The 26,494-nt window shown below is 65.9% G+C and carries 21 protein-coding genes and 1 riboswitch; of the genes, 14 read left to right on the top strand and 7 right to left on the bottom strand.

What is annotated here, in order from left to right:
• The 10 genes from glmU (at window position 1) to SJY41_RS10810 (ending at window position 15,081) form a co-directional block, all read left to right on the top strand.
• Window positions 1–1,383 (top strand): bifunctional UDP-N-acetylglucosamine diphosphorylase/glucosamine-1-phosphate N-acetyltransferase GlmU, encoded by a 1,383-nt coding sequence (gene glmU / locus SJY41_RS10855; protein ID WP_380781601.1) that lies wholly within the window; start codon window positions 1–3, stop codon window positions 1,381–1,383.
• 24 nt (window positions 1,384–1,407) lie between these two features.
• Window positions 1,408–3,231 (top strand): glutamine--fructose-6-phosphate transaminase (isomerizing), encoded by a 1,824-nt coding sequence (glmS, locus tag SJY41_RS10850; RefSeq protein WP_380781599.1) that lies wholly within the window; start codon window positions 1,408–1,410, stop codon window positions 3,229–3,231.
• A gap of 253 nt (window positions 3,232–3,484) precedes the next feature.
• Complete coding sequence (locus tag SJY41_RS10845; protein ID WP_380781597.1) at window positions 3,485–6,691, top strand: efflux RND transporter permease subunit; 3,207 nt, start codon at window positions 3,485–3,487, stop codon at window positions 6,689–6,691.
• Window positions 6,684–7,886: an efflux RND transporter periplasmic adaptor subunit gene (locus SJY41_RS10840; RefSeq protein WP_380781595.1), complete on the top strand. Its 1,203-nt coding sequence runs from the start codon at window positions 6,684–6,686 to the stop codon at window positions 7,884–7,886. The genes SJY41_RS10845 and SJY41_RS10840 overlap by 8 nt, the downstream gene beginning before the upstream one ends.
• The gene (locus tag SJY41_RS10835; protein WP_380781593.1) at window positions 7,873–9,279 is read left to right on the top strand and encodes an efflux transporter outer membrane subunit; all 1,407 of its coding nucleotides are present in this window, start codon (window positions 7,873–7,875) and stop codon (window positions 9,277–9,279) included. The genes SJY41_RS10840 and SJY41_RS10835 overlap by 14 nt, the downstream gene beginning before the upstream one ends.
• A gap of 114 nt (window positions 9,280–9,393) precedes the next feature.
• Window positions 9,394–9,511: riboswitch (glycine riboswitch) on the top strand.
• A gap of 157 nt (window positions 9,512–9,668) precedes the next feature.
• Window positions 9,669–10,901 carry a glycine cleavage system aminomethyltransferase GcvT gene (gene gcvT, locus SJY41_RS10830; RefSeq protein WP_380781591.1) on the top strand — a complete coding sequence of 411 codons (1,233 nt, stop codon included), beginning with the start codon at window positions 9,669–9,671 and terminating at the stop codon, window positions 10,899–10,901.
• Between the two features lies 1 nt (window position 10,902).
• Entirely contained in the window at window positions 10,903–11,274 is a 372-nt protein-coding gene (gene gcvH / locus SJY41_RS10825) for a glycine cleavage system protein GcvH (RefSeq protein WP_380781589.1), read from the top strand.
• A 132-nt stretch (window positions 11,275–11,406) separates the two neighbouring features.
• The gene (gene gcvPA, locus SJY41_RS10820; RefSeq protein ID WP_380781587.1) at window positions 11,407–12,765 is read left to right on the top strand and encodes an aminomethyl-transferring glycine dehydrogenase subunit GcvPA; all 1,359 of its coding nucleotides are present in this window, start codon (window positions 11,407–11,409) and stop codon (window positions 12,763–12,765) included.
• The gene (gene gcvPB, locus SJY41_RS10815; protein WP_380781585.1) at window positions 12,762–14,336 is read left to right on the top strand and encodes an aminomethyl-transferring glycine dehydrogenase subunit GcvPB; all 1,575 of its coding nucleotides are present in this window, start codon (window positions 12,762–12,764) and stop codon (window positions 14,334–14,336) included. Before gcvPA ends, gcvPB begins: the two co-directional genes overlap by 4 nt.
• Window positions 14,337–14,568: 232 nt before the next feature.
• Window positions 14,569–15,081, top strand: coding sequence for a CcdC protein domain-containing protein (locus SJY41_RS10810; RefSeq protein WP_380781583.1), 513 nt, complete (start codon window positions 14,569–14,571; stop codon window positions 15,079–15,081).
• A gap of 157 nt (window positions 15,082–15,238) precedes the next feature.
• Here SJY41_RS10810 and SJY41_RS10805 read toward each other — a convergent pair whose 3' ends face one another.
• Window positions 15,239–16,132: a DMT family transporter gene (locus tag SJY41_RS10805; RefSeq protein ID WP_380781582.1), complete on the bottom strand. Its 894-nt coding sequence runs from the start codon at window positions 16,130–16,132 to the stop codon at window positions 15,239–15,241.
• A gap of 400 nt (window positions 16,133–16,532) precedes the next feature.
• On the opposite strand from SJY41_RS10805, the gene SJY41_RS10800 reads away from it, so the two are divergent.
• Entirely contained in the window at window positions 16,533–18,068 is a 1,536-nt protein-coding gene (locus tag SJY41_RS10800) for an aminoacyl--tRNA ligase-related protein (RefSeq protein ID WP_380781580.1), read from the top strand.
• A gap of 171 nt (window positions 18,069–18,239) precedes the next feature.
• On the top strand, window positions 18,240–18,596 hold the full coding sequence (locus SJY41_RS10795; protein ID WP_380781579.1) for a VOC family protein: 357 nt from the start codon (window positions 18,240–18,242) through the stop codon (window positions 18,594–18,596).
• A 154-nt stretch (window positions 18,597–18,750) separates the two neighbouring features.
• Here the strand turns inward: SJY41_RS10795 and SJY41_RS10790 are convergent, their stop codons facing one another.
• Both SJY41_RS10790 and SJY41_RS10785 read right to left on the bottom strand, forming a co-directional pair.
• A complete protein-coding gene (locus tag SJY41_RS10790; protein WP_380781577.1) occupies window positions 18,751–19,821 on the bottom strand; it encodes a PA0069 family radical SAM protein in 1,071 nt (356 codons plus the stop codon).
• A 43-nt stretch (window positions 19,822–19,864) separates the two neighbouring features.
• Entirely contained in the window at window positions 19,865–20,548 is a 684-nt protein-coding gene (locus SJY41_RS10785; protein WP_380781575.1) for an outer membrane protein, read from the bottom strand.
• Window positions 20,549–20,719: 171 nt separating this feature from the next.
• On the opposite strand from SJY41_RS10785, the gene SJY41_RS10780 reads away from it, so the two are divergent.
• Window positions 20,720–20,902, top strand: a complete 183-nt coding sequence (locus tag SJY41_RS10780) for a hypothetical protein (protein ID WP_353463974.1) — start codon at window positions 20,720–20,722, stop codon at window positions 20,900–20,902.
• A 48-nt stretch (window positions 20,903–20,950) separates the two neighbouring features.
• Here SJY41_RS10780 and SJY41_RS10775 read toward each other — a convergent pair whose 3' ends face one another.
• The 4 genes from SJY41_RS10775 to SJY41_RS10760 all read right to left on the bottom strand — a co-directional run bounded on the left by SJY41_RS10775 (window position 20,951) and on the right by SJY41_RS10760 (window position 24,673).
• Complete coding sequence (locus SJY41_RS10775; RefSeq protein ID WP_380781573.1) at window positions 20,951–21,202, bottom strand: hypothetical protein; 252 nt, start codon at window positions 21,200–21,202, stop codon at window positions 20,951–20,953.
• A gap of 284 nt (window positions 21,203–21,486) precedes the next feature.
• The gene (moaB, locus tag SJY41_RS10770) at window positions 21,487–22,014 is read right to left on the bottom strand and encodes a molybdenum cofactor biosynthesis protein B (protein ID WP_380781571.1); all 528 of its coding nucleotides are present in this window, start codon (window positions 22,012–22,014) and stop codon (window positions 21,487–21,489) included.
• A gap of 5 nt (window positions 22,015–22,019) precedes the next feature.
• A complete protein-coding gene (locus SJY41_RS10765; protein WP_380784114.1) occupies window positions 22,020–23,870 on the bottom strand; it encodes a lytic transglycosylase domain-containing protein in 1,851 nt (616 codons plus the stop codon).
• Between the two features lie 32 nt (window positions 23,871–23,902).
• Window positions 23,903–24,673: a uracil-DNA glycosylase gene (locus tag SJY41_RS10760; RefSeq protein ID WP_380781569.1), complete on the bottom strand. Its 771-nt coding sequence runs from the start codon at window positions 24,671–24,673 to the stop codon at window positions 23,903–23,905.
• A 139-nt stretch (window positions 24,674–24,812) separates the two neighbouring features.
• Here SJY41_RS10760 and SJY41_RS10755 point away from each other — a divergent pair, with 139 nt between their 5' ends.
• The gene (locus SJY41_RS10755; protein WP_380781568.1) at window positions 24,813–26,474 is read left to right on the top strand and encodes an electron transfer flavoprotein-ubiquinone oxidoreductase; all 1,662 of its coding nucleotides are present in this window, start codon (window positions 24,813–24,815) and stop codon (window positions 26,472–26,474) included.
• Window positions 26,475–26,494 lie beyond the last annotated feature (20 nt).

The following is a 26,494-nucleotide window of genomic DNA, read 5'->3' as shown; positions in this document are numbered from 1 at the left end:
ATGACGACGCATTCCCCCGACCAGCCGACTCCGACCCACCCGATCGCAGTCGTGATCCTCGCTGCCGGCAAGGGCACGCGGATGAAGTCCGACCTCCACAAGGTGCTCCACCCGATCGCGGGGCGGCCGATGCTGCTGCATCTCGTCGCGAGCGCGGCGGCGCTGCTTCCCGCGAAAACCGTCGTCGTGACCGGGGCAGGGCGCGAACAGGTCGAGGCTGCAGTCGCCCCCCTCGGTATCGCCACCGCGCTCCAGGCCGAGCAGCTCGGCACCGGCCACGCCGTCGCGCAGGCTCGCGAGGCGCTGGCCGGGTTCGAGGGCGATGTCCTGATTCTCTACGGCGACGTGCCGCTGGTCACCGCCGCGACGATGCAGCGGATGATCGACAGGTTGCACGGCGACGATACGCCAGCCGCAGTCGTGCTCGGCTTCCGCCCCGCCGACCCCGGTGCGTACGGCCGTGTCATCGCGAATGCTGAGGGCCGGATCGACCGGATGGTCGAGTTCAAGGACGCGAGCGAGGCCGAACGCGCCGAGACGCTGTGCAACTCCGGCCTGATGGCGGTCCATGCCAAGGACCTGTTCGCGCTGCTCGACCGCGTCGGCAACGACAACGCGGCCGGCGAATATTACCTGCCCGACATCGTCATGCTCGCCGCCGCCGACGGTCGCGCATCGGCCGTGATCGAGACCGGCGCCGACGAGGTCGCCGGCGTCAACAGCCGCGGCGAACTCGCCGGTGTGGAGGGCGCCTGGCAGGCCACGCGCCGCGCGCAGGCCATGGCTGACGGTGCCACGCTGATCGCACCCGACACCGTCTGGTTCGCGCACGACACGCACCTCGGCCGCGATGTGGTGATCGAACCCAATGTCGTCTTCGGCCCCGGCGCGCATATCGACGACGGCGCGACGATCCACGCCTTCAGCCATATCGAGGGCGCCTCGGTCGGCAAGGGTGCCAATGTCGGTCCGTTCGCGCGTCTTCGCCCCGGTGCGGACTTGCGCGCGGACGCCAAGGTCGGCAATTTCGTCGAGGTCAAGAAGGCCGTCATCGGCGAGGGGGCGAAGGTCAGCCACCTCACCTATATCGGCGACGCGGACATCGGCGCAGGCGCGAACATCGGTGCGGGCACGATCACCTGCAACTACGACGGCTATTTCAAATACCGTACCGTCATTGGCGAGGGCGCCTTCATCGGCTCGAACTCCGCGCTCGTCGCACCGGTAATCATCGGTGCCGGCGCGATCGTCGCGGCCGGTTCGGTCGTGACACAGGACGTCGAGGCCGACGCGCTCGCGCTGGTCCGCCCGCCGCAGGTCGCGAAGCCCGGCTGGGCGGCACGCTTTCGCGAGAAGATGTTGGCGCGTAAGGCGGCCAAGTAAATGATTCTACGGAGTAAGATGTAGATGTGTGGCATCGTAGGGATTCTGAGCAGCGAAGACGTTGCCGGCCGGTTGCTCGACGGCCTCAAGCGGCTTGAATATCGCGGCTATGACTCGGCTGGCATCGCCACCGATCACGATGGCGCGATCGAGCGGCGTCGGGCGTCGGGCAAGCTCGTCAATCTGGCGAACGAACTCGCCGCGCATCCGCTGCCGGGCAAGACCGGCATCGCGCATACCCGCTGGGCGACGCACGGCGGCCCGACCACCAACAACGCGCACCCGCATGCTACGGGCGAAGTCGCGGTGGTCCACAACGGGATCATCGAGAACTTCAAGCCGCTGCGTGACGAACTGATCGCGCGCGGTCGCGTGTTCACCAGCGAGACCGACACCGAAGTCGTCGCGCACCTGATCAGCGAGAAGGTCGAGGCCGGCAGCGATCCCGTATCGGCCGTTCGCGAGATCCTGCCGCGGCTCCACGGCGCGTTCGCACTCGCGATCCTGTTCCGCCAGCATCCCGATCTGCTGATCGGCGCGCGCCTCGGCTCGCCGCTGGTCGTCGGGCACGGCGAAGGCGAGATGTATCTCGGATCGGATGCACTCGCGCTCGCGCCGCTGACGCAGCGGATCGCCTATCTCGACGAGGGCGACTGGGTGGTGCTGACCCGCGACGGCGCACAGGTCTATGACCGCGACAACGCGCCCGTCGAGCGCGCGATCACGATCTCGGGCGTCACCGGCGACCTGATCTCGAAGGGCAACCACAAGCATTACATGTTGAAGGAGATCTACGAGCAGCCGATCGTCGTCGCGCAGACGCTTCGTTCGTACCTGAAGCGGATGGAAGGCGAAGTGTCGCTACCGATTCCCGAGTTCGACCTGTCGGGCATCAAGCGCGTCACGATCGTCGCGTGCGGGACGAGCTTCTACGCCGGCATGGTCGCCAAATACTGGTTCGAGCAGTTCGCGCGCGTGCCGGTCGACCTCGATGTCGCCTCCGAATTCCGCTACCGTGCGCCGGTGATGGAAGACGGCGGCCTTGCCCTCTTCATCTCGCAGTCGGGCGAAACCGCGGACACGTTGGCCGCGCTTCGCCATGCCAAGACCGAAGGCCAGAAGATCGCGGTCGTCGTCAACGTGCCGACCAGTTCGATGGCGCGCGAGGCCGACCTGTTGCTTCCCACGCACGCCGGCCCGGAGATCGGCGTGGCCTCGACCAAGGCGTTCACCTGCCAGCTTGCCGTGCTGGCCGCGCTGGCCGCAAATCTCGCGCGTGCGAAGGGGCTTCTCACGCGCGATCAGGAACGCGAGATCGTCCGGCATCTGTCGGAGGCTCCCGCTGCGCTCAACGGCGCGCTCGCGTATGACGAGGCGATCGAGGCGATGGCGCATAACATCGCCGGTGCGCGCGACGTGCTCTATCTCGGCCGCGGCACCGACTACCCGCTTGCGCTCGAAGGCGCGCTGAAGCTGAAGGAAATCAGCTACATCCACGCCGAGGGCTATGCCGCCGGCGAGATGAAGCACGGCCCGATCGCGCTGATCGACGAGCATGTCCCTGTCATCGTCATCGCGCCATCGGGTCCGCTGTTCGACAAGACCGTCAGCAACATGCAGGAAGTCATGGCGCGCGGCGGCAAGGTCGTGCTGATCTCGGACTATGACGGCATCCAGTCGGCCGGCGAGGGCTGCATGGCGACGATCACCATGCCCAAGGTTCACCCGCTCATTGCACCGCTCGTCTACGCGGTACCGGTGCAGTTGCTGGCCTATCACGTCGCGGTGCTGAAGGGCACGGACGTCGATCAGCCACGCAATCTGGCAAAGAGCGTAACGGTCGAATAACCGGGCAAACTTCGACCATGACCTTGGCAAGCCGAGGTCATGGTCTACGGCCGCATTGCACGCGTCGGCGTTAAAAACGCGACTGCGGACGTCCGTGCCTGCGGTTTTGGCACGTTTTGACTCTCCGCGTTAAAACGTAAGTAACATTGACCCTTGCAATTCCCTGCTGCGCTGCGGCAAAGGAGGCGCAGGGCAGGTCTGGCGGCTCCGGGAGTCGCCACCAGTCGTGCCGCGTTCGGATTGGAGATCATCCGTGATCGGTATCGTCAGGGTCGCATTGTCGCGCCCGCTCACCTTCATCGTCATGGCCATCCTGGTCGCGATCGTCGGCGTGCTGGCTGCGGTCCGCACACCCGTCGACATCTTCCCCGACATCAAGGTTCCGGTGATCGCCGCCGCGTGGCAGTATTCGGGCCTGTCGCCCGACGACATGGCCGGCCGCATCATCTCGCCCTACGAGCGCGTGCTGACCACGACGGTCAACGACATCGACCATATCGAAAGCCAGTCGATGCCAGGCATCGGCATCGTGAAGATCTATTTCCAGCCCGGCGCCGATATCCGCACCGCGACCGCACAGGTCACCAGCGTGTCGCAGACCGTGCTGAAGCAACTGCCGCCGGGCGTCACCCCGCCGCTGATCCTGAACTATTCCGCCTCGACCGTGCCGATCCTGCAGCTTGCGCTGTCGGGCATTGGCCTGTCGGAGGGCAAGCTGTTCGACACCGCGCAGAACCAGATCCGGCCGGGTCTGGTGACCGTGCCCGGTGCGGCGATTCCCTATCCGTCGGGCGGACGAACGCGCCAGATCCAGATCGATCTCGACCCGCAGGCGCTGCAATCGAAGGGGCTTTCCGCGCAGGACGTAGGCAACGCGATCGCCGCGCAGAACCAGATCAACCCGGCCGGCTTCGCCAAGATCGGCGGGTTCCAATACAACGTCCGGCTGAACAACGCGCCGGGCTCGATCGAGGAACTCAACAACCTGCCGGTCAAGGTGGTCGGCGGCGCTACGATCTACATGCGCGACGTGGCGCATGTCCGCGACGGCTCCGCGCCGCAGACCAACGTCGTCCATGTCGACGGCAACCGGTCGGTGCTGATGACGGTGTTGAAGAACGGCACCACCTCGACGCTGGCGATCGTCCAGGGGATCAAGGACGCGCTCCCAAACATTCAGTCGACCTTACCGGATACCCTCAAGATCGTGCCGATCGGCGACCAGTCGATCTTCGTGAAGGCGGCGGTCGAGGGCGTGGTCAAGGAAGGCGCGATCGCGGCGGCGCTGACCTCGCTGATGATCCTGCTGTTCCTCGGATCGTGGCGCTCGACCGTGATCATCGCGATCTCGATCCCGCTGGCGATCCTGGCGGCGATCATCGCGCTGTGGGCGACCGGGCAAACGCTCAACACGATGACGCTGGGCGGCCTCAGCCTCGCGGTCGGCATCCTGGTCGATGACGCGACGGTGACGATCGAGAACATCAACTGGCATCTGGAGCAGGGCAAGAAGGTGCGCCCCGCGATCCTCGACGGTGCCGCGCAGATTGTGACGCCGGCGTTCGTGTCGCTGCTGTGCATCTGCATCGTGTTCGTGCCGATGTTCTTCCTGCCGGGGGTCGCGGGCTTCCTGTTCGTGCCGCTGGCGCTGGCGGTGGTGTACGCGATGATCGCGTCGTTCATCCTGTCGCGCACGCTCGTGCCGACAATGGCGATGTACCTGCTGAAGCCGCACGGCGATCATAGCGACCACGCCCAGCATTCGGCGGGCAGCCCCACGTCGCGCAACCCGCTGGTCGTGTTCCAGCGCGGGTTCGAGACGCGGTTCGAGCGGTTCCGCTTGGCTTACGGCCGGATGCTGGAGCGCGCGCTGGGGAGCGGCAAGCCGTTCCTGATCGGTTTTCTGGCCGTCGTGCTCCTGTCGTTCCTGCTGGTGCCGTTCCTCGGGCGCAACTTCTTCCCCGCGATCGACGCCGGCCAGATCACGATGCACGTCCGCGCGCCGATCGGGTCGCGGATCGAGAACACCTCCGCCGAGTTCGACCGGATCGCCAAACGCATCCGCCAGATCATTCCCGCCGACCAGCTCGTCTCGGTCGTCGACAATATCGGCCTGCCGGTCAGCTCGATCAACACGGTCTACAACAACTCGGGCACCATCGGCCCGCAGGACGGGGACATCCTGATTCAGCTGTCGAAGGATCACACGCCGACCGCCGATTACGTCCGCCGAATGCGCGAGACGCTGCCGGGTGCGTTCCCGGGGACGACCTTCTCGTTCCTGCCCGCCGACATCACCAGCCAGATCCTGAACTTCGGCGCGCCGGCACCGATCGACATCCAGATCTCGGGCAAGAACGCGGACGCCAACTATGCCTATGCGCGGACGATCCTGCGGCGGATCACCGGTGTGCCCGGCGTCGCCGACGCGCGGATCCAGCAGTCGCAGACCTATCCGGAACTCCGCGTCGGGATCGACCGCAGCCGCATCGGCAGTCTCGGCCTGACCGAGCGCGACGTGACCAACGGCCTCGGCTCGTCGCTGGCGGGCACGTCGCAGACCGCGCCGGTCTTCTACCTCGATCCGAAAAATGGCGTTTCCTATGCGGTGGTTGCACAGACCCCCGAATACCGCGTCGGATCGATGAGCGACCTGTCCAATATCCCGGTCACCGGATCGACCGTCGGCGGCGCGTCGCAGGTGCTGGGCGGTATCGGCACGATCACGCGGGCGACATCGGCCGCGGTCGTCACCCACTACAACATCGCGCCCGCCATCGACATCTTCGCGACCCCGAACGGCCGCGATCTGGGCGCGGTCGCGGGCGACATCCAGAGCGTGCTGAAGGACCTGAAGGCACAGGCGCCCAAGGGCACGACCGTCACGCTGCGTGGCCAGTATGCGACCATGAACGGCGCATTCTCAGGCCTGTTCTTCGGGCTGATCGGCGCGATCGTGCTGATCTACCTGTTGATCGTCGTGAACTTCCAGAGCTGGCTCGATCCGTTCGTGATCATCACCGCGCTGCCCGGCGCGATCGCGGGGATCATCTGGATGCTGTTCCTGACGGGTACGACGCTGTCGGTGCCGGCGCTGACGGGTGCGATCATGTGCATGGGCGTGGCCACCGCGAACGCGATCCTGGTGGTCAGCTTCGCGCGAGAGAAACTCGCCGAGCTGGGCAATTCGCACAAGGCGGCGATGGAGGCAGGGATGACTCGCTTCCGCCCGGTCCTGATGACCGCGTTGGCGATGATCATCGGCATGTTGCCGATGGCGCTCGGCATGGGCGAGGGCGGCGAGCAGAACGCGCCGCTGGGCCGTGCGGTGATCGGGGGGCTGATCGTGGCGACGTTCGCGACGCTGATGTTCGTGCCCGTCATCTTCAGCCTCGTGCACCGCAAGGATGCCGAGAAACGCGCAGCGCGCGATGAGACTTTGGAGCAAGTGCATGTCTGAGTCCGCTAGTTCTGAACCCAAGCGCGGGTCGCTGAAGACGGTCGGCATCGTCGCGGCGGTGATCGCGCTGGTGCTGGTCGCGATCGGCATCTTCACGCGACACCGGTCCGACACGCAGCTCGCGACCTGGACCACGGCACAGTCGACCCCGACGGTGACGGTGATCAAGCCCAAGGCGGAGGGCGCGAGCGATGCGCTGACGCTGCCGGGCAACGTGCAGGCGTATAACAGCGCCGCGATCTACGCGCGGACCACCGGGTACATCCGAAAATGGTTCGTCGATATCGGCGACCCGGTGCGCGCCGGCCAGACGCTGGCGATCCTCGACGCGCCGGAGGTCGACCAACAGGTTGCCGCCGCGCAGGCCGATCTGCAGACCGCGCGGGCGAACCGTTCGCTGGCCGCCTCGACCGCGACGCGCTGGCGCGACCTGCTCGCCAAGGACGCCGTGTCGAAGCAGGAGACCGACGAGAAGCTGGGCGATCTCGCCGCCAAGTCCGCGATCGCCAATGCGGCGTCGGCGAACGTCCGTCGGCTGGGGGCGCTGCAGGGGTTCACGCGGCTGACCGCGCCGTTCTCGGGCGTGGTGACGAGCCGGTCGACGCAGGTCGGCGCGCTGGTGACCGCGGGGACGGCGGCCTCGACGCCGCTGTTCACGATCGCCGACGTTAACCGGATGCGGATCTATGTGCGCGTGCCGCAGGCCTATTCGGGGCAGACCCGCCAGGGCATGCACGCAGTATTGACCGTGCCCGAATATCCCGGTCGCGACTTCGACGTGATGCTGACCCGCAGTGCGAATGCGGTCGATCCGCAATCGGGCACCGTGCTGATCGAACTCCAGGCACCGAACGCCGATCGCGCGCTGAAGGCCGGCGCCTATGCGCAGGTGAAGTTCCCGGTCGCCAGTGGTGCTACGAGCGAGGTGCGCCTGCCGTCGAGCGCGCTCATCATCGGTGCGAAGGGCACGCAGGTCGCAGTCGTAGGACCGAACGGCAAGGCACAGCTGAAGACGATCACGATCGGCCGCGACGACGGCGACAGCGTCGCGATCAGCGCGGGGCTCACCGCCAACGACCGCGTGATCGACAGCCCGCCGGATTCGCTCCAGACCGGCGACGCGGTTCGTATCGCCGCGTCGGTTGCCGCGCCGTCCGTCGCGGCCCGGCCCGCCGCCAAGCATGCGGAGCGCTGAGATGCGCCGCCTGTTGGGGTATGCCGCCAGCCTGGGTCTTGCCGGGTGCTCGCTCGCACCGCCGTACAGCATTCCACCGAGCCCGACCGCGCCGGCGTATAAGGAGCAGGGGCCGTGGCAAACCGCAGCGACCGAAGCCGAAGCGCCCGGCGCCTGGTGGACCGCGTTCGGCGACGCGACGCTGGATGGACTGGAAACGCGGATAGAGGCCGCCAATCCCGACCTTGCCGCCGCGGTCGCTCGCTATGATCAGGCGCGCGGCCTGCTGGGCGAAACACGCGCAGCGCGATTGCCGACGATCTCGATCGGCGCAAATGGCGGGCGGTCACGCGTCTCCGCGGACCGGCCGCTGTCGCCGGGCAACAGCGCAACCTACAACAACCTGTCCGTCGGCGCGTCGCTCGCCTATGAGATCGACCTGTTCGGCCGCGTGCGTAATTCGGTCCGTGCCGACACTGCCTCGGCCGAGGCGAGCGCGCAGGACGTGGCCGGCGTCCGGCTCGGCCTTCAGGCGTCGCTGGCCGACACCTATTTCCAGATGCGCGGGCTCGACGCGCGAACCGTGCTGCTGCGCCAGACCGTCGCGGCGTTCCAGCGTGCGTCCGACCTGACCGACACCCGTCACACCGGCGGTATCGGCTCGGGGATCGACGTCAGCCGCTCGGCCGCGCAATTGTCCAGCGCGCGTGCCGAACTGTCGGCGATCGCGGGCGATCGTGCCGGGTTCGAACACGCGATCGGGGTGCTGGTCGGCGAGACGCCGTCGACCTTCGCGATCCCTGTCGCCGATACCATGCGCAAGCCCCCGGTGTTCCCGGTCGGCCTGCCCTCGACGCTGCTGCAGCGCCGTCCCGACATCGTCGCCGCCGAGCGCCGGATCGCGGCGGCCAATTCCCGGATCGGTGTCGCGCGGGCTGCGCAATACCCGTCGCTGACGCTTGGCGGCACGGGCGGGTTCGAGGCGGGGAACAGCAACATCCTGAGCGCCTCGAACAGCTTCTGGGCACTGGGACCACTGTCCGCCGCGCTCGCGATCTTCGATGGCGGCGCCCGGCGCGCGCGCGTCCGCATCAGCCGCGCGCAATATGACGAGGCGGCGGCGTCCTATCGCTCGACCGTGCTGACCGCCTTCCGCGAAGTCGAGGACGACCTCGCGCGCGCTCGCGCCCTGGCTGCGCAGGAGCAGGACCAGCAGGCCGCCACCCGCGCCGCCGAACGCACGCGCGACCTCGCGCTGATCCGCTACCACGATGGCGCCTCGGATTATCTCGACGTCGTGACCGCACAGACCGCCGCGCTCGACGCGCAACGGCTGTTGCTCGAGGTGCAAAGCGCCCGGTTGCAGGTCGCCGTCGACACCGTCCGCGCGATTGGCGGCGCGGCGACGAACTGAGCCGTCGATATATAGACCGCAAAGCCTCGGAAATCTGCTGGCGATCGCCAAGTCCGATTGACTATGATTGTGCGTCGCGTCACAGCTTGAGGCGTCGATGTCGGGCAACCGGCATGGCACCGCGCGGGAGAGCGTTTCCGGTCCTTTCAGGGCTGGCCTTTGACTGGGCAGGGAACCGCCGAAGGAGCAACCACCCCGGAATCTCTCAGGCACCAGAGACCGCGCGAGGCTGATCGACACTCTGGAAAGCGTCCTGGCGTCCGCGCCGAGGGCCACCGAAGGGGTAAGCGCTGGACATTGTTCGCGCGAAAGCTCTCAGGTCCCGTGACAGAGGGGGTTTGGATCGCTGCACCACAGGGTGCCGCGCGCCCCTTCGACGGAGACCGTTTATGAGCGATTACGCCAGCATCATCGATCAGGCGGACGACTACGTCGAGCCCGAGATCCTGCCGTTGCCGCTCGACGCGTGGCACCGCGCGCAGGGCGCGCGGATGGTCGAGTTCGCCGGCTACGAGATGCCGATCCAGTATGAAGGCATCATGGCCGAACATGCCTGGACGCGCGACTCGGCCGGGCTGTTCGACGTCAGCCACATGGGCCAGCTCGTCTTCTCCGGCGAAGGCGTCGCGCACGCGCTCGAAACCGTCCTGCCGGGCGACATCGCCGGGCTTGGCGAGGGCAAGATGCGCTATTCGCTGCTGCTCGCGCAGGACGGCGGTATCCTCGACGATTTGATGGCCACGCGCCTCCCCGACGACCAGCCGTCGCCTTTTTCCACGCAGGACGTCGAGCCCGAGGCGTACGACCCGCTCCACCCGTCGCCGACCGCAAGCGGCAGCTTCTACGTCGTCGTCAACGGCGCGACCAAGTACGACGACATCAGCTACCTGATCGAGTATCTGCCCGACGACGTCACCATCAACATCCTCGAAGACCAGGCGCTGCTCGCCGTGCAGGGTCCGAAAGCGGTCGAGGCGGTCGCGCGGATCGTCCCCGGTATCGACGGCCTTGTGTTCATGACCGCCGGCGCGTTCCATTGGAACGAGGTGCCGCTCTGGATCAGCCGCTCGGGCTACACCGGCGAGGACGGCCTCGAGATATCGCTCCCCGCCGAACATGCCGTCGCGTTTGCGGACGCGCTGCTCGCGCTCCCCGAGATCAAGCCCATCGGTCTCGGTGCACGCGACTCGCTGCGTCTCGAAGCCGGCCTGCCGCTCTACGGCCACGACCTCGATCCAGAGATCACGCCGGTCATGGCAGACCTCGGCTTCGCGCTGTCGAAGCGCCGCCGCGAGGCCGCCGATTTCCCCGGCGCCGAGCGCATCCTCACCCAGCGCGAGCACGGCCCCGCCACCAAGCGCGTCGGCCTGATCGTCGAGGGCCGCCAGCCCGCCCGCGAAGGCGCCGAGGTGATCGACGATACCGGCGCGACGATCGGCCGCCTCACCAGCGGCGGTTTCGCACCCACCCTCGGGAAGCCGATCGCGATGGCCTATGTGCCGCTCGCGCTCGCCGCCCCCGGCACCCGCATCGAGATTGCGCAACGCGGCAAGGTCCACACCGCCACCGTCACCGCGATGCCCTTCATTCCCCACCGCTACGTCCGCGCAGGAGCCAAGTGATATGAGCCGTTACTTCACGCAGGATCATGAATGGGTCGACGTCGATGGTGACGTCGGCACCGTCGGCATTTCGGAATACGCGCAGAGCCAGCTCGGCGACGTTGTGTTCGTCGAAGTCCCCGAAGCCGGCAAAACCTTGTCGAAGGGCGACGAAGCCGCCGTCGTAGAGTCGGTAAAGGCCGCCTCGGACGTCTATTCCCCGGTCTCGGGCACCGTCACCGAGGGCAACGCTGCCTTGGCGGACGACTCCAGCCTGGTGAACTCGGACGCCGAAGCAGCTGGCTGGTTCTTCAAGCTGACGCTCAGCGACCCGAGCGAACTCGACAGCCTGATGGACGAAGCCGCCTACGCGACGTTCGTCGAAGGGCTGTAATTTCTAGAACCCCCTCCCGCTAGCGGGAGGGGGCAGGGGGTGGGCACGCGCTCACCTCCAGCGTTCCGCCCGCAATAGGCCGGGCGCCCACCCCCGACCCCTCCCGCATGCGGGAGGGGGGAGTCGATGCCGATGCGCTACCTTCCCCTGACTCAGCCCGACCGCGAGGCGATGCTCGCCGTCATCGGCGCCGCGACCATCGACGACCTGTTCGTCGACGTCCCCGAAGCTGCCCGCCTCGACGGCCCGGTCCGCGACCTGCCGATGCACGCCTCCGAAATGGCGGTCGAACGCCACATGTCGGCACTCGCGAAGAAGAACCTGACGGCAGGCGAAGCGCCGTTCTTCCTCGGCTGCGGTGCGTACAAGCATCACGTCCCCGCGTCGGTCGATCACCTGATCCAGCGCGGCGAGTTCCTCACCGCCTACACGCCGTACCAGCCCGAGATCGCGCAGGGCACGCTGCAGATGCTGTTCGAGTTCCAGACGCAGGTCGCGCGGCTGCTCGGCACCGACGTCGCCAACGCCTCGATGTACGACGGCTCGACCGCGTGCTGGGAAGCGATCGTGATGGCGCGTCGCATCACCAAGCGGGGCAGGGCGATCATCTCGTCGGGCCTCCACCCGCATTACGTCTCGGTCGCCAACACGATGGCCAAGTTCACCGGCGACGTGCTCGACACGACCGCGCCCGAACTGGTCGCCGACATGGACCTCGACCAGCTGATCGCAAAGATCGACGACGACACCTCGTGCGTCGTCGTCCAGTATCCCGACATCCTCGGCCGCATCGCCGACCTGCGCCCGCTCGCGGATGCGTGTCACGCGAAGAAGGCGCTGCTGATCGCGGTCGTCACCGAGCCCGTCGCGCTCGGCGCAATCACCTCGCCCGGTGAGATGGATGCGGACATCGTCGTCGGCGAAGGCCAGTCGCTCGGCGTCGGCCTGCAGTTCGGCGGACCTTATGTTGGCCTGTTCGGCTGCAAGGACAAATACGTCCGCCAGATGCCCGGCCGCCTCTGCGGCGAGACCGTAGACGCGGACGGTCGCCGTGGTTTCGTCCTCACGCTGTCGACCCGCGAGCAGCACATCCGCCGCGAAAAGGCGACGTCGAACATCTGCACCAACTCGGGCCTGTGCGCGCTGGCCTTCTCGATCCACATGACGCTGCTCGGCGAAGCCGGTCTGCGACGCCTTGCAGGGCTGAACCATGCGGGTGCGGTCCACGCCGCGCGTCGACTGGCGAAGGTGCCGGGCGTCGAGTTGCTCAACACGCTGTTCTTCAACGAATTCACGCTGAAGCTCCCCGTCGAAGCCCGCCCGGTCGTCCGCACGCTGGCCGACCGCGGCATCCTAGCGGGCGTCTCGCTGGGTCGATTGTATCCCGGCAATGACGACCTCGCTAACGGACTGGTCGTTGCGGTGACCGAGACAACCACGGCGGAGGACGTTGAAACGCTCGCGTCCGCACTCGAGGAGATACTGGCATGAGCATCAACCAGAGCGGCTGGCGCCCGACCTCCCCTGAGGCGAACACGACCAGCGTCCCGGCATCGGTCACCGGCAACAAGGCGCTGATGCTGGAGGAAGCGCTGATCTTCGAGATCGGCGACGCGAAGACGACGGGCGTCGACTTCGGCGAAGGCGACGTCGCGCACGACATGCTCGGCGATCTGACACGCAAGGCGCCGATCGGCCTCCCCGGTCTCTCCGAACCGGAAACCGTCCGCCACTACACCCGCCTCTCGCGCCAGAACTACGGCATCGACCTCGGCTTCTTCCCGCTCGGCAGTTGCACGATGAAGCACAACCCGCGCCTCAACGAGAAGATGGCGCGGCTGCCCGGCTTCTCCGACGTCCATCCGCTCCAGCCGGTCGACACGGTGCAGGGCGCATTGGAAGTCATCCACCAGCTCGCGCACTGGCTCGTCACGCTCACCGGCATGACCTCGGTCGCGATGAGCCCCAAGGCCGGCGCGCACGGCGAGCTCTGCGGCATCCTCGCGATCCGCGCCGCACTCGAAGCTAAGGGCGAAGGCGCGCGGAAGATCATCCTCGTCCCCGAGAGCGCGCACGGCACCAACCCCGCCACCGCCGCGTTCGCCGGCTATAGCGTCGAGGATATCCCCGCCACCGCCGAAGGCCGCGTCGACACCGCCGCGCTGAAGGCCCGGCTCGGCCCCGACGTCGCCGGCGTGATGATCACCAATCCCAACACGTGCGGCCTGTTCGAGCGCGACATGCGCGAGATCTCCGACGCGGTGCACGCGGCGGGCGGCTTCGTCTATTGCGACGGCGCCAACTTCAACGCGATCGTCGGCCGCGTCCGGCCGGGCGATCTCGGCATCGACGCGATGCACATCAACCTGCACAAGACCTTTTCGACGCCGCACGGCGGCGGCGGTCCGGGTTCGGGTCCGGTGGTGTTCTCGGAAGCTTTGACCCCCTACGCACCGCTCCCCTTCGTCGAGAACCAGGGCGACCAATTCGTCCTGATCGAGGAAGAGAATGCCGACGAGCATCACGCCGGCAGCTTCGGCCGTATGGTCGCGTTCCACGGCCAGATGGGCATGTTCACGCGCGCACTGACGTACATCCTCAGCCACGGCGCCGACGGCCTGCGCCAGGTGTCCGAGGACGCGGTGCTCAACGCGAACTACATCCTGCGCAGCCTCGACGACACGCTCGACGCACCGTTCGGCCCGTCGGGTCCGTGCATGCACGAGGCGCTGTTCTCGGACTCGGGCCTCGCCGCGGGCTTCTCGACGATCGACATCGCGAAGGGCCTGATCGACGAGGGCTTCCACCCGATGACGATGTATTTCCCGCTCGTCGTCCACGGCGCGATGCTGGTCGAGCCGACCGAGACCGAATCGAAGGCGGCACTCGACCAGTTCATCGCCGCGCTCCGCTCGGTCGCCGAACGCGCCAAAGCCGGCGACCCCAGCCTCAAGACCGCTCCCCATTTCGCCCCCCGCGCACGCCTCGACGAGACGCTTGCGGCACGGAAACCGGTACTGGTCTGGAAGGACCCCGCTCCGCTGGCGCAGGCAGCGGAGTAAGGGAAGCAGGGGTGGTGTGACACTTACACCTGAAAAATAATACCGCCCCGGCGAAGGCCGCGGTCCAATTGGACGACGCTGCTAACGAACGGCGGCATGTCGTTATTGCCACCTTTCCAATTGGGCCCCGGCCTCCGCCGGGGTGGCTGCTTAGAAACCCGTCCCCCCTTTACCTAAACTGTATTGCTGCCATGCTACACTGATTGAAGGTGACAGCGTGGGGGCTAGATCAATGCAGGCGCAAGAAGCACAGGGCTGGATCAGCTACGCGATCACGGCCGTCATCATCGGCATCGTCTTCGCGGTCCGCTGGCGCCGCATGAGTATCGCGAAACCGCTGAAGCTCGAACGCCTATGGGTTTTTCCCGCGCTCTACGCCGCCGTCACGCTCTACATGTTCGTGATGTACCCGCCGCACGGCCTCGCCTGGCTGTTCTGCGCGCTGGCCCTGATCATGGGCGCAGCACTAGGCTGGCAACGCGGCAAGCTCATGCGGATCGCAACCGATCCCGACAGCCACGCACTCAACACGACGTCGTCCCCGGCAGCGGTGCTGTTCATCGTTGCGATCGTCGCAGTCCGAACCGGCGCGCGCGCCGTGATCGGCGACGGCCATGCCCTCCACCTCGACGCCTTTGCCATCACCGACATGCTGATCGCGCTCGCGCTAGGCCTGCTCACCACCCAACGCATCGAAATGTACCTCCGCGCCAAGCGGATGCTCGAAACCGCACGCGTCCGCTAAACCGCCGCTACCGTACGATCCTCCCCCGCGAGGGGAAGGTGGCTGGCCCCTTGCCAGACGGAGGGGGAGGAAAGGAAAACCGCTGTTGTTGCGTCCTCCCCCTTCGTCACCTTCGGCGACACCTCCCCCTGGCGGGGGAGGATGACAGGGTTCGCCATCAGGCGATCGCCTGCTCAGTCTCTTCCCGGCGCCGGACGTGCTCGCGCCAGACGATATATAACCCGCTCGCCACGATGATCGGCGCTCCAAACCAGGTCGCCTTGGCCGGCAGCGTGTCGAACACCAGCCACCCCAGCAACGTCGCCCACAACAGGCTCGAGTAATCCATCGGCACCACCACCGACACCGGCCCAAGGCGCAACGACGTCGTCATCGCGATCTGCGCCAGCCCGCCGAATATCCCGACGCTCGCCAGACAGCCCCATGCAACCAGATCATGCGACTGCGCCGCCCGTCCGTAAAATACCGACAATGGGATCAACGACAGCGCCGAGAACCAGAACACCGTCGTCAGCGCGCTCTCGGTTTTGCCGATCTGCCGCAGCAGGATCGAGACGCTCGCCGTCCCGAACGCCCCCGCCAACGCACACCCCGCCCCCCATAACGGAAAGTGATCCCCGCCCGGCTGCGCGACGATCAACACACCGGCGAACCCCGTCGCGACCGCTGCCCAGCGATGCCAGCCGGTCGACTCACGCAGCACTAGCGCGCCCAGGATCGTCGCGAACACCGGCACCGTGAACCCGATCGTCGTCGCCTCTGCGAGCGGCAACGCGACGATCCCGTTAAACGTGAACGCCATCGCCGACAGCCCGACGATCGCGCGGACGACATGTGCCGGCAAGCGCTTGGTCTTGACCGAAGGCAGGCCCGGCTTTGCGACGATCACCGCCGACACCAGCAGGCACGCGCCGAACTGCCGGAAAAACAAGATCTCCGATACGCTCGCGCCATGCCGCTCGGCCAGCTTGATCGCGGTGTTCATCAACGCGAAGATCACAACGGATAGCAACCGCATGCCGATGGCGGGGAGGATGCGGTCGGTGGGCATGGGGCTTCCTAGCGGGCGCTTACCATCCCGTCACCCTCCGCGCCCATCGCGCATCCCGCATTCCGTTACAGTCAGCCATTCCATACCGTCCGTCACCTACCCACGTTACCATCCCAACGGCGTCACCTGCCCGCAAAGCCCGTCATCCGAGCGAACGCTGGGATCTGCCGCGGCTCGGGCGGGACATTCCGCGGTGAGATCCCAGCGTTCGCTGGGATGACGGCGTCGTGAGGATTGACGGCCGGCGCGGTCCGCCGGCCGCCGGAGCGGAGCTTGGTGAAGTGCAGGGCGGTGACTGCAGGCGGGGAGGGGGTATTAAGGTTCGGCCAAGGTGCCTCGTCGACATAACGCGCCATAACTCACACGTGACGAACCACCGCGCACCCGCTATCCGCACCCCATGATAAAGCGCGCACTCAACGTCACCCGCGAGGCGGATTTCTCCGCCTGGTACCAGGCCGTCATCTCCGAGGCCGATCTCGCCGAGGAATCCGGCGTCCGCGGCTGCATGGTCATCCGCCCGTGGGGCTACGGCATCTGGGAGCGTATCCAGCGCCTGCTCGACGACCGGATCAAGGCGACCGGTCACGAGAACTGCTATTTTCCGCTCTTCATCCCGCTCTCCTATTTCGAGAAGGAGGCGGAACACGTCGAGGGCTTTGCCAAGGAAATGGCCGTGGTCACGCACCACCGCCTCAAGGCCGACGGGTACGGCCGCCTTGTCCCCGATCCCGACGCCAAGCTCGAGGAGCCGCTCGTCGTTCGCCCGACCTCCGAAATGGTCATCGGCGCCGCGTTCGCGCGCTGGGTCCAGTCGTGGCGCGACCTGCCCGTGCTGATCAACCAATGGGCCAACGTCGTCCGCTGGGAAATGCGCACCCGCATGTTCCTGCGCACCAGCGAGTTCCTCTGGCAGGAAGGCCACACCGCCCATTCCACCCCGCAGGAAGCGCGCGAAGAGACGCTCAAGATGCTCGAAGTCTATCGCGACTTCGCGGAGGAATGCCTCGGCCTCCACGTCATCGCCGGTGAAAAGCCCGAGAACGAGCGCTTCCCTGGCGCCGTCGCGACCTATTCGATCGAGGCGATGATGCAGGACGGCAAGGCATTGCAAGCCGGCACCTCGCATTTTCTCGGCACCAACTTCGCGTCGGCGCAGAACATCCGCTTCCAGAATGCGGGTGGCGAGTTCGAGCTGTGCAACACCACCAGCTGGGGCGTCTCGACCCGCATGATCGGCGGCGTCATCATGGTCCACGGTGACGACGACGGCCTGCGCGTGCCGCCGATGATCGCCCCTTGGCAGGTCGTGATCGTGCCGATGCTGCGCGACGTCCCCGAGGACGCGGCGATCGTCGACTATTGCAAGTCGCTCCAGGCCGAACTCGCCAAGCAGTCCGCGCTCGGCGAACCGGTCCGCGCGTTGCTCGACCTCAAGCCTGCGAAGGCGGCGACCAAGCGCTGGGGCTGGGTCAAGAAGGGCGCACCCATCGTGATCGAGGTCGGCGGCCGCGACGTGGCCGGTGGGAACGTCACCGTCATCCGGCGCGACCGGCTCTACCGCGAGGATGGCAAGCTGAACAGCAACGCCGTCGCGCGCACCGATTTCGTGGGCGAAGTCTCGGGCGTTTTGCACGACATCCAGGCTACCCTGCACGTCGAGTCGATGAACCGCCTCAAGGCCAATATCGTCCCGGTCGACGACTTCGCCGCGCTGGAAGCGCATTTTGCAGACGGCATCAAGAACCCGGGCTGGGTCGACGTCCGCTGGTCCAAGCCCACCGGCCCCGCACTCGACAAGGTCGTCGAACGCCTGAAAGCGCTGAAGCTGACCATTCGCAACGCCCCGATCGGCCAGACCGGCTGCGACGACGGCGTCTGCATCTTCACCGGCGAACCAGCGGCAGAGCGCGTGCTGATCGGTCGCGCCTACTGACATCCCGCCATCTGCGCTCTACCCAATATCCCGGTTCGGGATCGCGCCCTGCGTGGTCCTTGACCGGGAAGCTGCAGCGCGAAGCAACGGAAACGGTCCAAACGGCAGGATGTGTCGTGTCGTCTCGTCTGATACCGTCCCTCCAGTTCGGCGAAGACTCTGGGGGCTGGCATGGGCGTGACGGGGATCGGTGGAGTCTTCTTCCGGGCAAAGGATCCGGAGGCGATACGGGCGTGGTATGCCGAGCACCTCGGCGTCGGCTCGGTACCCTATGGATCATGGGAAACGCAGGCAGGGCCCAGCGTCTTCGCGCCGTTCGCGGCCGACACCGACTATTTCCCCGCAGATCGCTCATGGATGCTCAACCTTCGCGTCGACGACATCGACGGTCTGTTGGCGACGCTCCGCGCGGCCGGGATCGCGGTGGTCACCAATCCCGACTGGGACATGCCCGGCTTCGGTCGCTTCGCGCGCATTCACGATCCCGAGGGTAATCCGATCGAATTATGGCAACCCGATCCCGAGTAATGAGCGGCGCCGATAATCGGTCTGGCAAGCAGCAGTAAGTCGTCCCTACGATGAGGATCGGAACCAGTCAGACGAGGCGCCGTCATGCCTGTCGTCGGTCGTGAGCGAACAGGTATCGACAACCGCCGCGCACCGATCATCACCCGCAGGTTCGTCAGAACAACTCACCCTGCGGTCCCCTAGGCGCCCGAAACAGGTCGCTCCGCAAGGTGATCCGTTCCTGGTTCAGCCCGTGTTTCCCGCACGCGATCCGGAACCGGGTCCCCAGCAGCTCGGCCCAAGGCCCTTGTCCTTTCATCCGCGTAAAGAAGTTCGGATCATTGTCGCGTCCGCCGCGCAACGACGCGATCGTCGCCATCACTTTCCCCGCACGGTCCGGAAAATGCGCGTCGAGCCAACTCCGGAACAGGGGGGCAACCTCGTGCGGCAACCGCACCGGGATGAAGAACGCGCGTGTCGCTCCAGCTTCCGCTGCCCGTGCGATCAGATGCTCGATCTCGTGGTCGGTGATTGCCGGGATGACCGGCGCGATCGACACGTAGACCGGTACCCCCGCATCGGCGAGCTTGCGCACTGCCGCCAGCCGTCGCTCCGGATGCGGCGCCCGTGGTTCGACGGTCGATGCCACTTTCGGATCGAGCGACGTGATCGACATCGCCACCGTCGCCAGCCCCTTTGCCGCCATCGGCGCCAGCAGGTCGAGGTCGCGCACCACTCTGTCGGATTTCGTCGTGATCGTCAGCGGATGATTGGTCTCGCTCAACACCTCGATGATGCCGCGCGTGATCCGCCAGTCGCTCTCGATCGGCTGGTACGGATCGGTGTTCGTCCCCAGCGCCATCGGCGCCACGGCATAGCCGGGCTTCCCCAGTTCCGCCCGCAACAGCGTTGCCGCGGACGGCTTGGCGAACAGCTTGCTCTCGAAATCCAGCCCCGGCGACAGGTCGTGAAACGCATGGCTTGGCCGCGCGAAGCAATAGATACAGCCATGCTCGCAGCCACGATACGGATTGATCGACCGGTCGAACGGCACGTCCGGCGAGGCATTTCGACTGATGATCGTCCGCGGGGTCTCGACGGTCACGGTCGTCCGCAATCGCGGCGCAATCCCGTCGATCCCTTCCCGCATGTCGAGCCAGTCGCCGTCCGCCTCGGTCTGCGGCATGTTGAACCGCCGGCTTTCGTCGTTGCGAGTCGCACCACGAACGGGACGGACCTGTTTCATGGAATGAATCTAGGCACCGCCCGAGAACATAGCAAGAACGAAATTAGAAGCGAACGCCGAGTCCCGCGACCACTTGGTGGCGGCTGAAATCCAGGCTGGCCTTGTCGCTGCCATCGACGATCTCATAGCCGTTATAATCGGTGTAGACATATTCCAGCTTGCCATAGAATTTGCGTCCGAAGCCGGCCTGAACGCCCGCACCGACATGAAATCCGCTCAGATTGTCCACGCCGCGGACATCGTCCTCGGGGGAGTTCGGATCGTTATAGCCGAGCCGGATCTGCCCGTTCGAATAGCCCCCCTTGATATACAGAAGCGTCGTCGGGTTGAGCAGGTATCCGCCACGTACGCCGGCGGTCAGGTTGCGGCCGGGCTTCAGGCATGTCTCGGCGCCGAACCCGTCCGGAAAGCATTGCTTCACGCTCGATCCCTCGATGCCACCGTAAATCCCGAGCACGGTGCCGACGTTGACAGCCACGTCATAGCCGACCTCGCCGCCATAGGTGACGCCGCTGTTGCCCTCGCGGACGCTCGCCGTGTCGGTCGCGCTCTCGACGTTCAGTTCGGTGACCACGCGGTCATAACCGATGCGCGGCTCGATCCGCAGACCACTGACGGTTTCGGCCGCGCCATTCTGCGGTAGACCGTCATGCCCGGCATAGGACTGTGCCAGCGCAGGCGTGGCCGGTGCCGCGACCAACGACACGAGCATCATCATTTTACGCATACGAAAAGTCCCCGATGGACCTACTCCTTGCGGCAGATCCTACCGCGATCCCCTGCAATACAAGGAACTTCCGCCGGGTTAATGATGCCGAATTCCATCCAATTCCAAGCAGATTCCGGAACATAAGAATCAGCGCTCGCCGCGCCCTGAGATAGCGCCTAGGGCGGTCCGATGACGGAGCAGATCACCACGGTTGAACGAGCCTTCGAACTGGCGCGGTCGGGCGCGTGCAGCTCGGTCAACGACTTGCGGCAGCGATTGCGGCGCGAGGGTTACGACGCGGTGCACCTGCATCTGCATGGCGCATCGATCAACAAGCAGCTCGTCGACCTGATCCACGCCGCCAAGGGCTGATCGACGGCGCAACGCGGCCCGCATCGGCTGCGGACCGCGTACCACCCATCACTTCTGTGCAAGCAGCGTCGTGTCTGCAGGCAACGTCTTCGGCATGTCGAGACCGTTGGCGGACCATTGTGCTGCGGTCAGGCAGGTGGTCCGCTGGATATGGCTGCCCGTCATGGCAGGCTCGATCGCGCAGTATTTCTGCTGCTTGGCATCGTACCGGAGCAATGTCTTGCCAGGCGCAGCGAACGCGGGTGCGGCGGTTGCAACGACGGCGGCGATGGCGAGGCTCTTCAGGATGATCGATGACATGTTGGTGTCCTTGTCTGGCATTGAAGCGCCCGGTCAGGCGGTATCTTTACCAATGCATCCACCGTGCCAGTTGCATAATACAGCACTACACATCGTCGATCACGCTCGAATACGGCGCTTTTCTTGGATCCGGGCGATGCCGTCAGTAGTGATCGAGCGTCGCGGTTTTCACCATCTATTGGTGCGATACGCGGTAGGTTAGGCAGAACTGCACGACGCCTCGGTGCTTACAGCCCATTCGAGGCGCTAATCCGGCGCCATTACGCGGTTCGGAGCACGAATGCTTATCGCTCGAGCAACCGCGGCATGAGTTCGACGAAGTTGCATGGCCGGTGGCGGCTGTCGAGCTGGTCGCGAAGGATGCCGTCCCAGCCGTCCTTCACCGCGCCCGTCGAGCCGGGAAGCGCGAAGATGTAGGTACCGTGCGAAACGCAGGCGCAAGCGCGAGACTGGACGGTCGAGGTGCCGATCGTTTGATAGCTCAGCATGCGGAAGAGTTCGCCGAAGCCGGGGATCATCTTCTCGGCGACCTGCTCGATCGCCTCCGGGGTCACGTCGCGTCCGGTCACGCCAGTGCCACCCGTCGTGATGATGCAATCGACGTCGGGATCGCCGATCCAGGCGTGGAGCCGCGAGACGATCGTCTCGACGTCGTCCTTTTCGATCCGGCGGTCGGCAAGCACATGCCCCGCCTCGGTCAGCCGGGCAACCAGCGTATCGCCCGAGCGATCCTCCGCCAACCCACGCGTGTCCGACACCGTCAGCACGGCAATCCGCACCGGCAGGAACGTTCGGCTTTCATCGATCGGCATGACCCTCAGTCCGCGCGCGTGATGGTGGTGGACTGCGGCCCGACGCTGGCATTGACCGCAACAGTGGCCTGTAACGGCGCCGTGCTGGCACGGTATTGTGTATAGGGTTTGGCCGCCATTCGCACCGCGGTCGCGCCCGGCAGGCCTGGGAAGCGCGGCCACATGCCCTGGGCGAGCGCGTTGCGGCTAACCGATGCCTTCTTGCCGCCCTGCGCCTCGTACATCCAGTAGTTGCGGAGGACGGTAGTCACGTACCCGCGCGTTTCCCAATACGGAATGCTCTCGATATACAGCAGCGGGTCGCCATTATCATGGACGATCGCGTTCCAGTCGCCGACCGGGCGAGGGCCAGCATTATACGCCGCGATCACCTTGGGCAGCAGGCCCCCGGTGACGCCGGCCATGTCGCGCAGACGCTCCAGATGACGCTGGCCGATGTCCATATTAGTCGACGGCTTTGTCAGCGCCTTCATGTCGATCGAGGTGCCGCGTTCGCGCGCGAAATCGGTCGCGGCGGCGGGCATGATCTGCATGAGGCCGTAGGCGCCGGCCGGGCTCTTCACGGTATTGCGGAACCGCGATTCCTCGAGCGTGTGCGCGTAGACCAGCGCCTTGTCGATGTGCCAGCCGCTGTCCGGCGTCCAGTTCGGCGTCGGATAGCGCGCCTCGGCGGTCGAGGTGATTCCCTGCGGACAGTTGTGCGCGAGGAACACGGTGGTCGCCGGCAGGCTGAGCGCATCGGCGACGCGGACCAGGTTGCCGAACTCGCGCGGGTCGCCGATCTTGGCCTGCTGGCGGATCACGATGTCGGCCAGATCAGTCTCGCCGACTTCGACCAGAGCCGCCGCAACACGCACGTTCGGACGCTTGCCGACGACCTTCCAGTCACTGGCAACCAGGCCACCGACGGACGTCCCCTTGTCCTTCATCGCGAGCTGCTGACGCGCAAGCTGGCCATAAAAGCTCTCGCCGAACTGCGCCGCCGCCTTTAACCGGCCCTCGATCTTGTCGGGTCGCGAACACACCATGTCCGCGCGCGAGGCCCAGTACAAAGCCGCGGCACGCAGGTCGACGTCGCCAGCGCGTGCCGCGACGCCTTCGAACCCGCTTTCGGCATTCGCGCAGTCATTCTGCCGCCACGCCGACAGTGCGCCGACCCAGCGACCCTGCACGGCCCAGTCACCGACGCCGTCCTGTGCCTTCGCCGCCATCACGCGCGCGTTCACGTCGTCGCCTTGAAGGAAATAGATCCACGCGATCTTCTGCTGCCACTCGGTCAGCGCTTCAAGGGTGAGGCCGGGTGTGCTGTCCAACAGCGACTGTGCCTCGCGGCCCATGTCCGCCTTGACGTAAGGCTGCATCTTGAGCGCGAGATCGGCGGCGATCATGTCGCCCTTCAGGCTCTTGGCGCGGACTCGGCGTGGTGCGCCATCCTGCCAGATCAGCCGCTGTGCCGCGGGCAGGGGAGGGAGGTCGACCGCACCGCGCGTCGTAGCCAACCGTGAGATTTGCTCGGCCTCGGGCAGTTCGGGTGCTTCGTTGAGCAGCGCGACCAGCGGCCCCATCTCGACCTTGGGCGAGCCCTTCGCCGTATACATCTCGGCACGCGCGATCGCGTGCAGCGGGCCGGGCTTCATCGTGTCGAGCTGGATCTGCGCGTCGGTCCACTTGCCGTCGCGGATCGCCGCGAACACGGTCTTGTAGGCCTCGCGCTGGCCCGCATCGAGCTGGTCCGGGATCTGCTCCAGTGTCGGCGCGCCAACCAGCTGGGTCGAACCGAGCCGCGCATCGCCACCCGGCTCGCCGTCGACCGTCGCAGCCAGAGCTGGGAAGGGGAGGGCGCTCAAGCCCAACACGATAGCCCCCAGCGAGACCGACCGGATCCGAATCATTGTGCACCCTCTTGCGACGACTGTTCGCGCATCAGCATCTGCAAATCCTTCCAGGCCTCGGCCTTGGCCGCGGGCTTCTCGATCAGAAACCGCGGGTGAAAGCTCGCGACCACGCTCGTCATATCCGAGGCGTCACCGGCCTCCGTTTGTGCGGTCTTATGGTTAAACCCGTGTAAACGCCCACGCGCTGTCTGCAATTCCGTCCCGAGGATCGCACGGCTCGCCGCATTGCCGAGCAACAGCAACCGCTTGGGGGCGACCAACCCGATGTGATGCTTGGCAATTTCCGACAGCCGCTCCTCGACATCGCTATGGATGCGCCCCGCGGTCGGCCGCTTCGCGCAGACCGCTGCGAGGTGTACTTCGTCTCGCGTCAGACCGATCGCCGCGAGCATCTTGTCGAGCAGCCGTCCCGACGCACCGCTCAGCAAAGCCCCCGCATCGCCGTCGTCGCGGTCCGGGCAATCGACAAGCACCATGACCGTAGCGTCAGCCGGTCCGATCGCGGCCAGAGAAACCCCGCTCCAGTCCGCCTCGGGAACCTCAGCGCCGCTCCGCCAGCTAAGGAAATCGGCCAGCAAAGGCGGCATCGCGGACGGTGCTGCGATCGGTGCAGCAGGGGCGGCAGGGGGTACGACAAGGCGCTCAGGCGCCGCAAACCAGTCGCGCGGGACGTCGTCTACCAGCGTGTCGACGCCAGCCTCGTGCCACCAGTCGAGCGCACTCGCCGCTGTATTTCGCCAGTCGATGGTTTGATCCGCCCCCACAGGGTAACCTATGCTGCACGGTTGACGTGGCGGTCAACTCGCGCAATCGCCATATTGGACAAGACGGTGCCGGCCCGAGCCCGAACGAAGGGTGGGGCATGAAGCTGAGGCAATAGGGGACATCCCCCGGGAGACGATGATGACGACACGTGAATCGATGCCGTACGACGTGGTGATCGTCGGCGCTGGCCCGGCCGGTCTCTCGGCAGCGATCCGCCTGAAACAGCTGGCCGCGGAGAAAGACGCCGAGATCAGCGTCTGCGTGCTCGAAAAGGGCTCCGAGGTCGGCGCGCATATCCTGTCCGGCGCGGTCATCGATCCAAAGAGCCTCGACGAGCTGCTGCCCAACTGGCGCGAGGATGACTGCCCGCTCGCCGAGGTGCCGGTGACCGAGAACCATCACTGGATCCTGACCAAGACGAAGAAGAGCGAGATGCCGCACTTCGTCACGCCTTCGTTCATGCACAACAAGGGCACCTATACCGGCTCGCTCGGCAATCTCTGCCGCTGGCTCGCTGGCAAGGCGGAAGAGCTCGGCGTCGAGATCTTCCCGGGCTTCGCAGCGGCCGAAATCCTGTTCAACAACGACGGCTCGGTGAAGGGCGTCGCGACCGGCGACATGGGCGTCGCCCGCGACGGCACGCACAAGGGCGACTACACCCCCGGCCTCGAACTCCATGCCAAATACACATTCTTCTCGGAAGGCTGCCGCGGTCACCTGACCAAGGAACTGATCGGCACATTCGCGCTCGACAAGGACAGCGATCCCCAGGTCTACGGCCTCGGCGTCAAGGAACTCTGGGACATCGATCCCGAACTCCACGTCCCCGGTCGCGTCATTCACACGCAGGGCTGGCCGCTGTCCGAAACCGAAGGCTCGAACGGCGGCGGCTGGATCTATCACCAGGCGAACGGCCAGGTCTCGATCGGCTTCGTCACATGGCTGAACTACACCAACCCGCACCTCTCGCCGTTCAGCGAAATGCAGCGCTGGAAGACGCATCCCGAGATCGCAGCACTCCTGAAAGGTGCCAAGCGCGTCAGCTACGGGGCGCGTGCGATCAGCGACGGCGGGCTCCAGTCGATCCCCAAGCTCGTGATGCCCGGTGCGGCATTGATCGGCGACAGTGCCGGTTTCCTCAACGTGCCGCGGATCAAGGGCACGCATACCGCGATGAAGTCCGGCATGATGGCCGCCGAGGCGGCGGTCGAGGCGATCGTCTCGCAGCGGGGCCATGACGAGCTCGTCGCCTATCCCGAGGCGTTCGAGAAGTCGTGGGTGAAGAAGGAGCTGTCGGTCGTCCGCAACGTCGTGCCGCTGGTCAAGAAGTTCGGCGACCTGGTCGGCTCGGGCCTCGCCGGCGTGACGATGTGGATGGAGCATCTGGGGATCAAGGTGCCCTTCACGATGCACCACCATCCCGACCACGAGAGCCTGTGGCGCAAGGATCTCGTCAAGCCGATCGTCTATCCCAAGGCCGACGGCGTGCTGACGTTCGATCGCCTCTCATCGGTGTTCATCTCGAACACCAACCACGAGGAGGATCAGCCGGTCCACCTGACGCTCAAGGATCCGAGCGTGCCGATCGCCTATAATCTGCCAATGTACGACGAGCCTGCGCAACGCTATTGCCCGGCCGGCGTTTATGAGGTGGTGGGTGTCGAAGAGGGCGACCCCAAGTTCGTCATCAACGCGCAGAACTGCGTCCACTGCAAGACCTGCGACATCAAGGACCCAACCCAGAACATTAACTGGGTCGTACCCGAGGGCGGCGGAGGCCCCAATTATCCCAACATGTAAGCCCGTATTCTTCGCACTCG

This window comes from Sphingomonas sp. R86520 (assembly GCF_042466285.1).
Classification (GTDB): Bacteria; Pseudomonadota; Alphaproteobacteria; order Sphingomonadales; family Sphingomonadaceae; genus Sphingomonas.
This window is presented reverse-complemented; position numbering and strand designations above follow the sequence as displayed.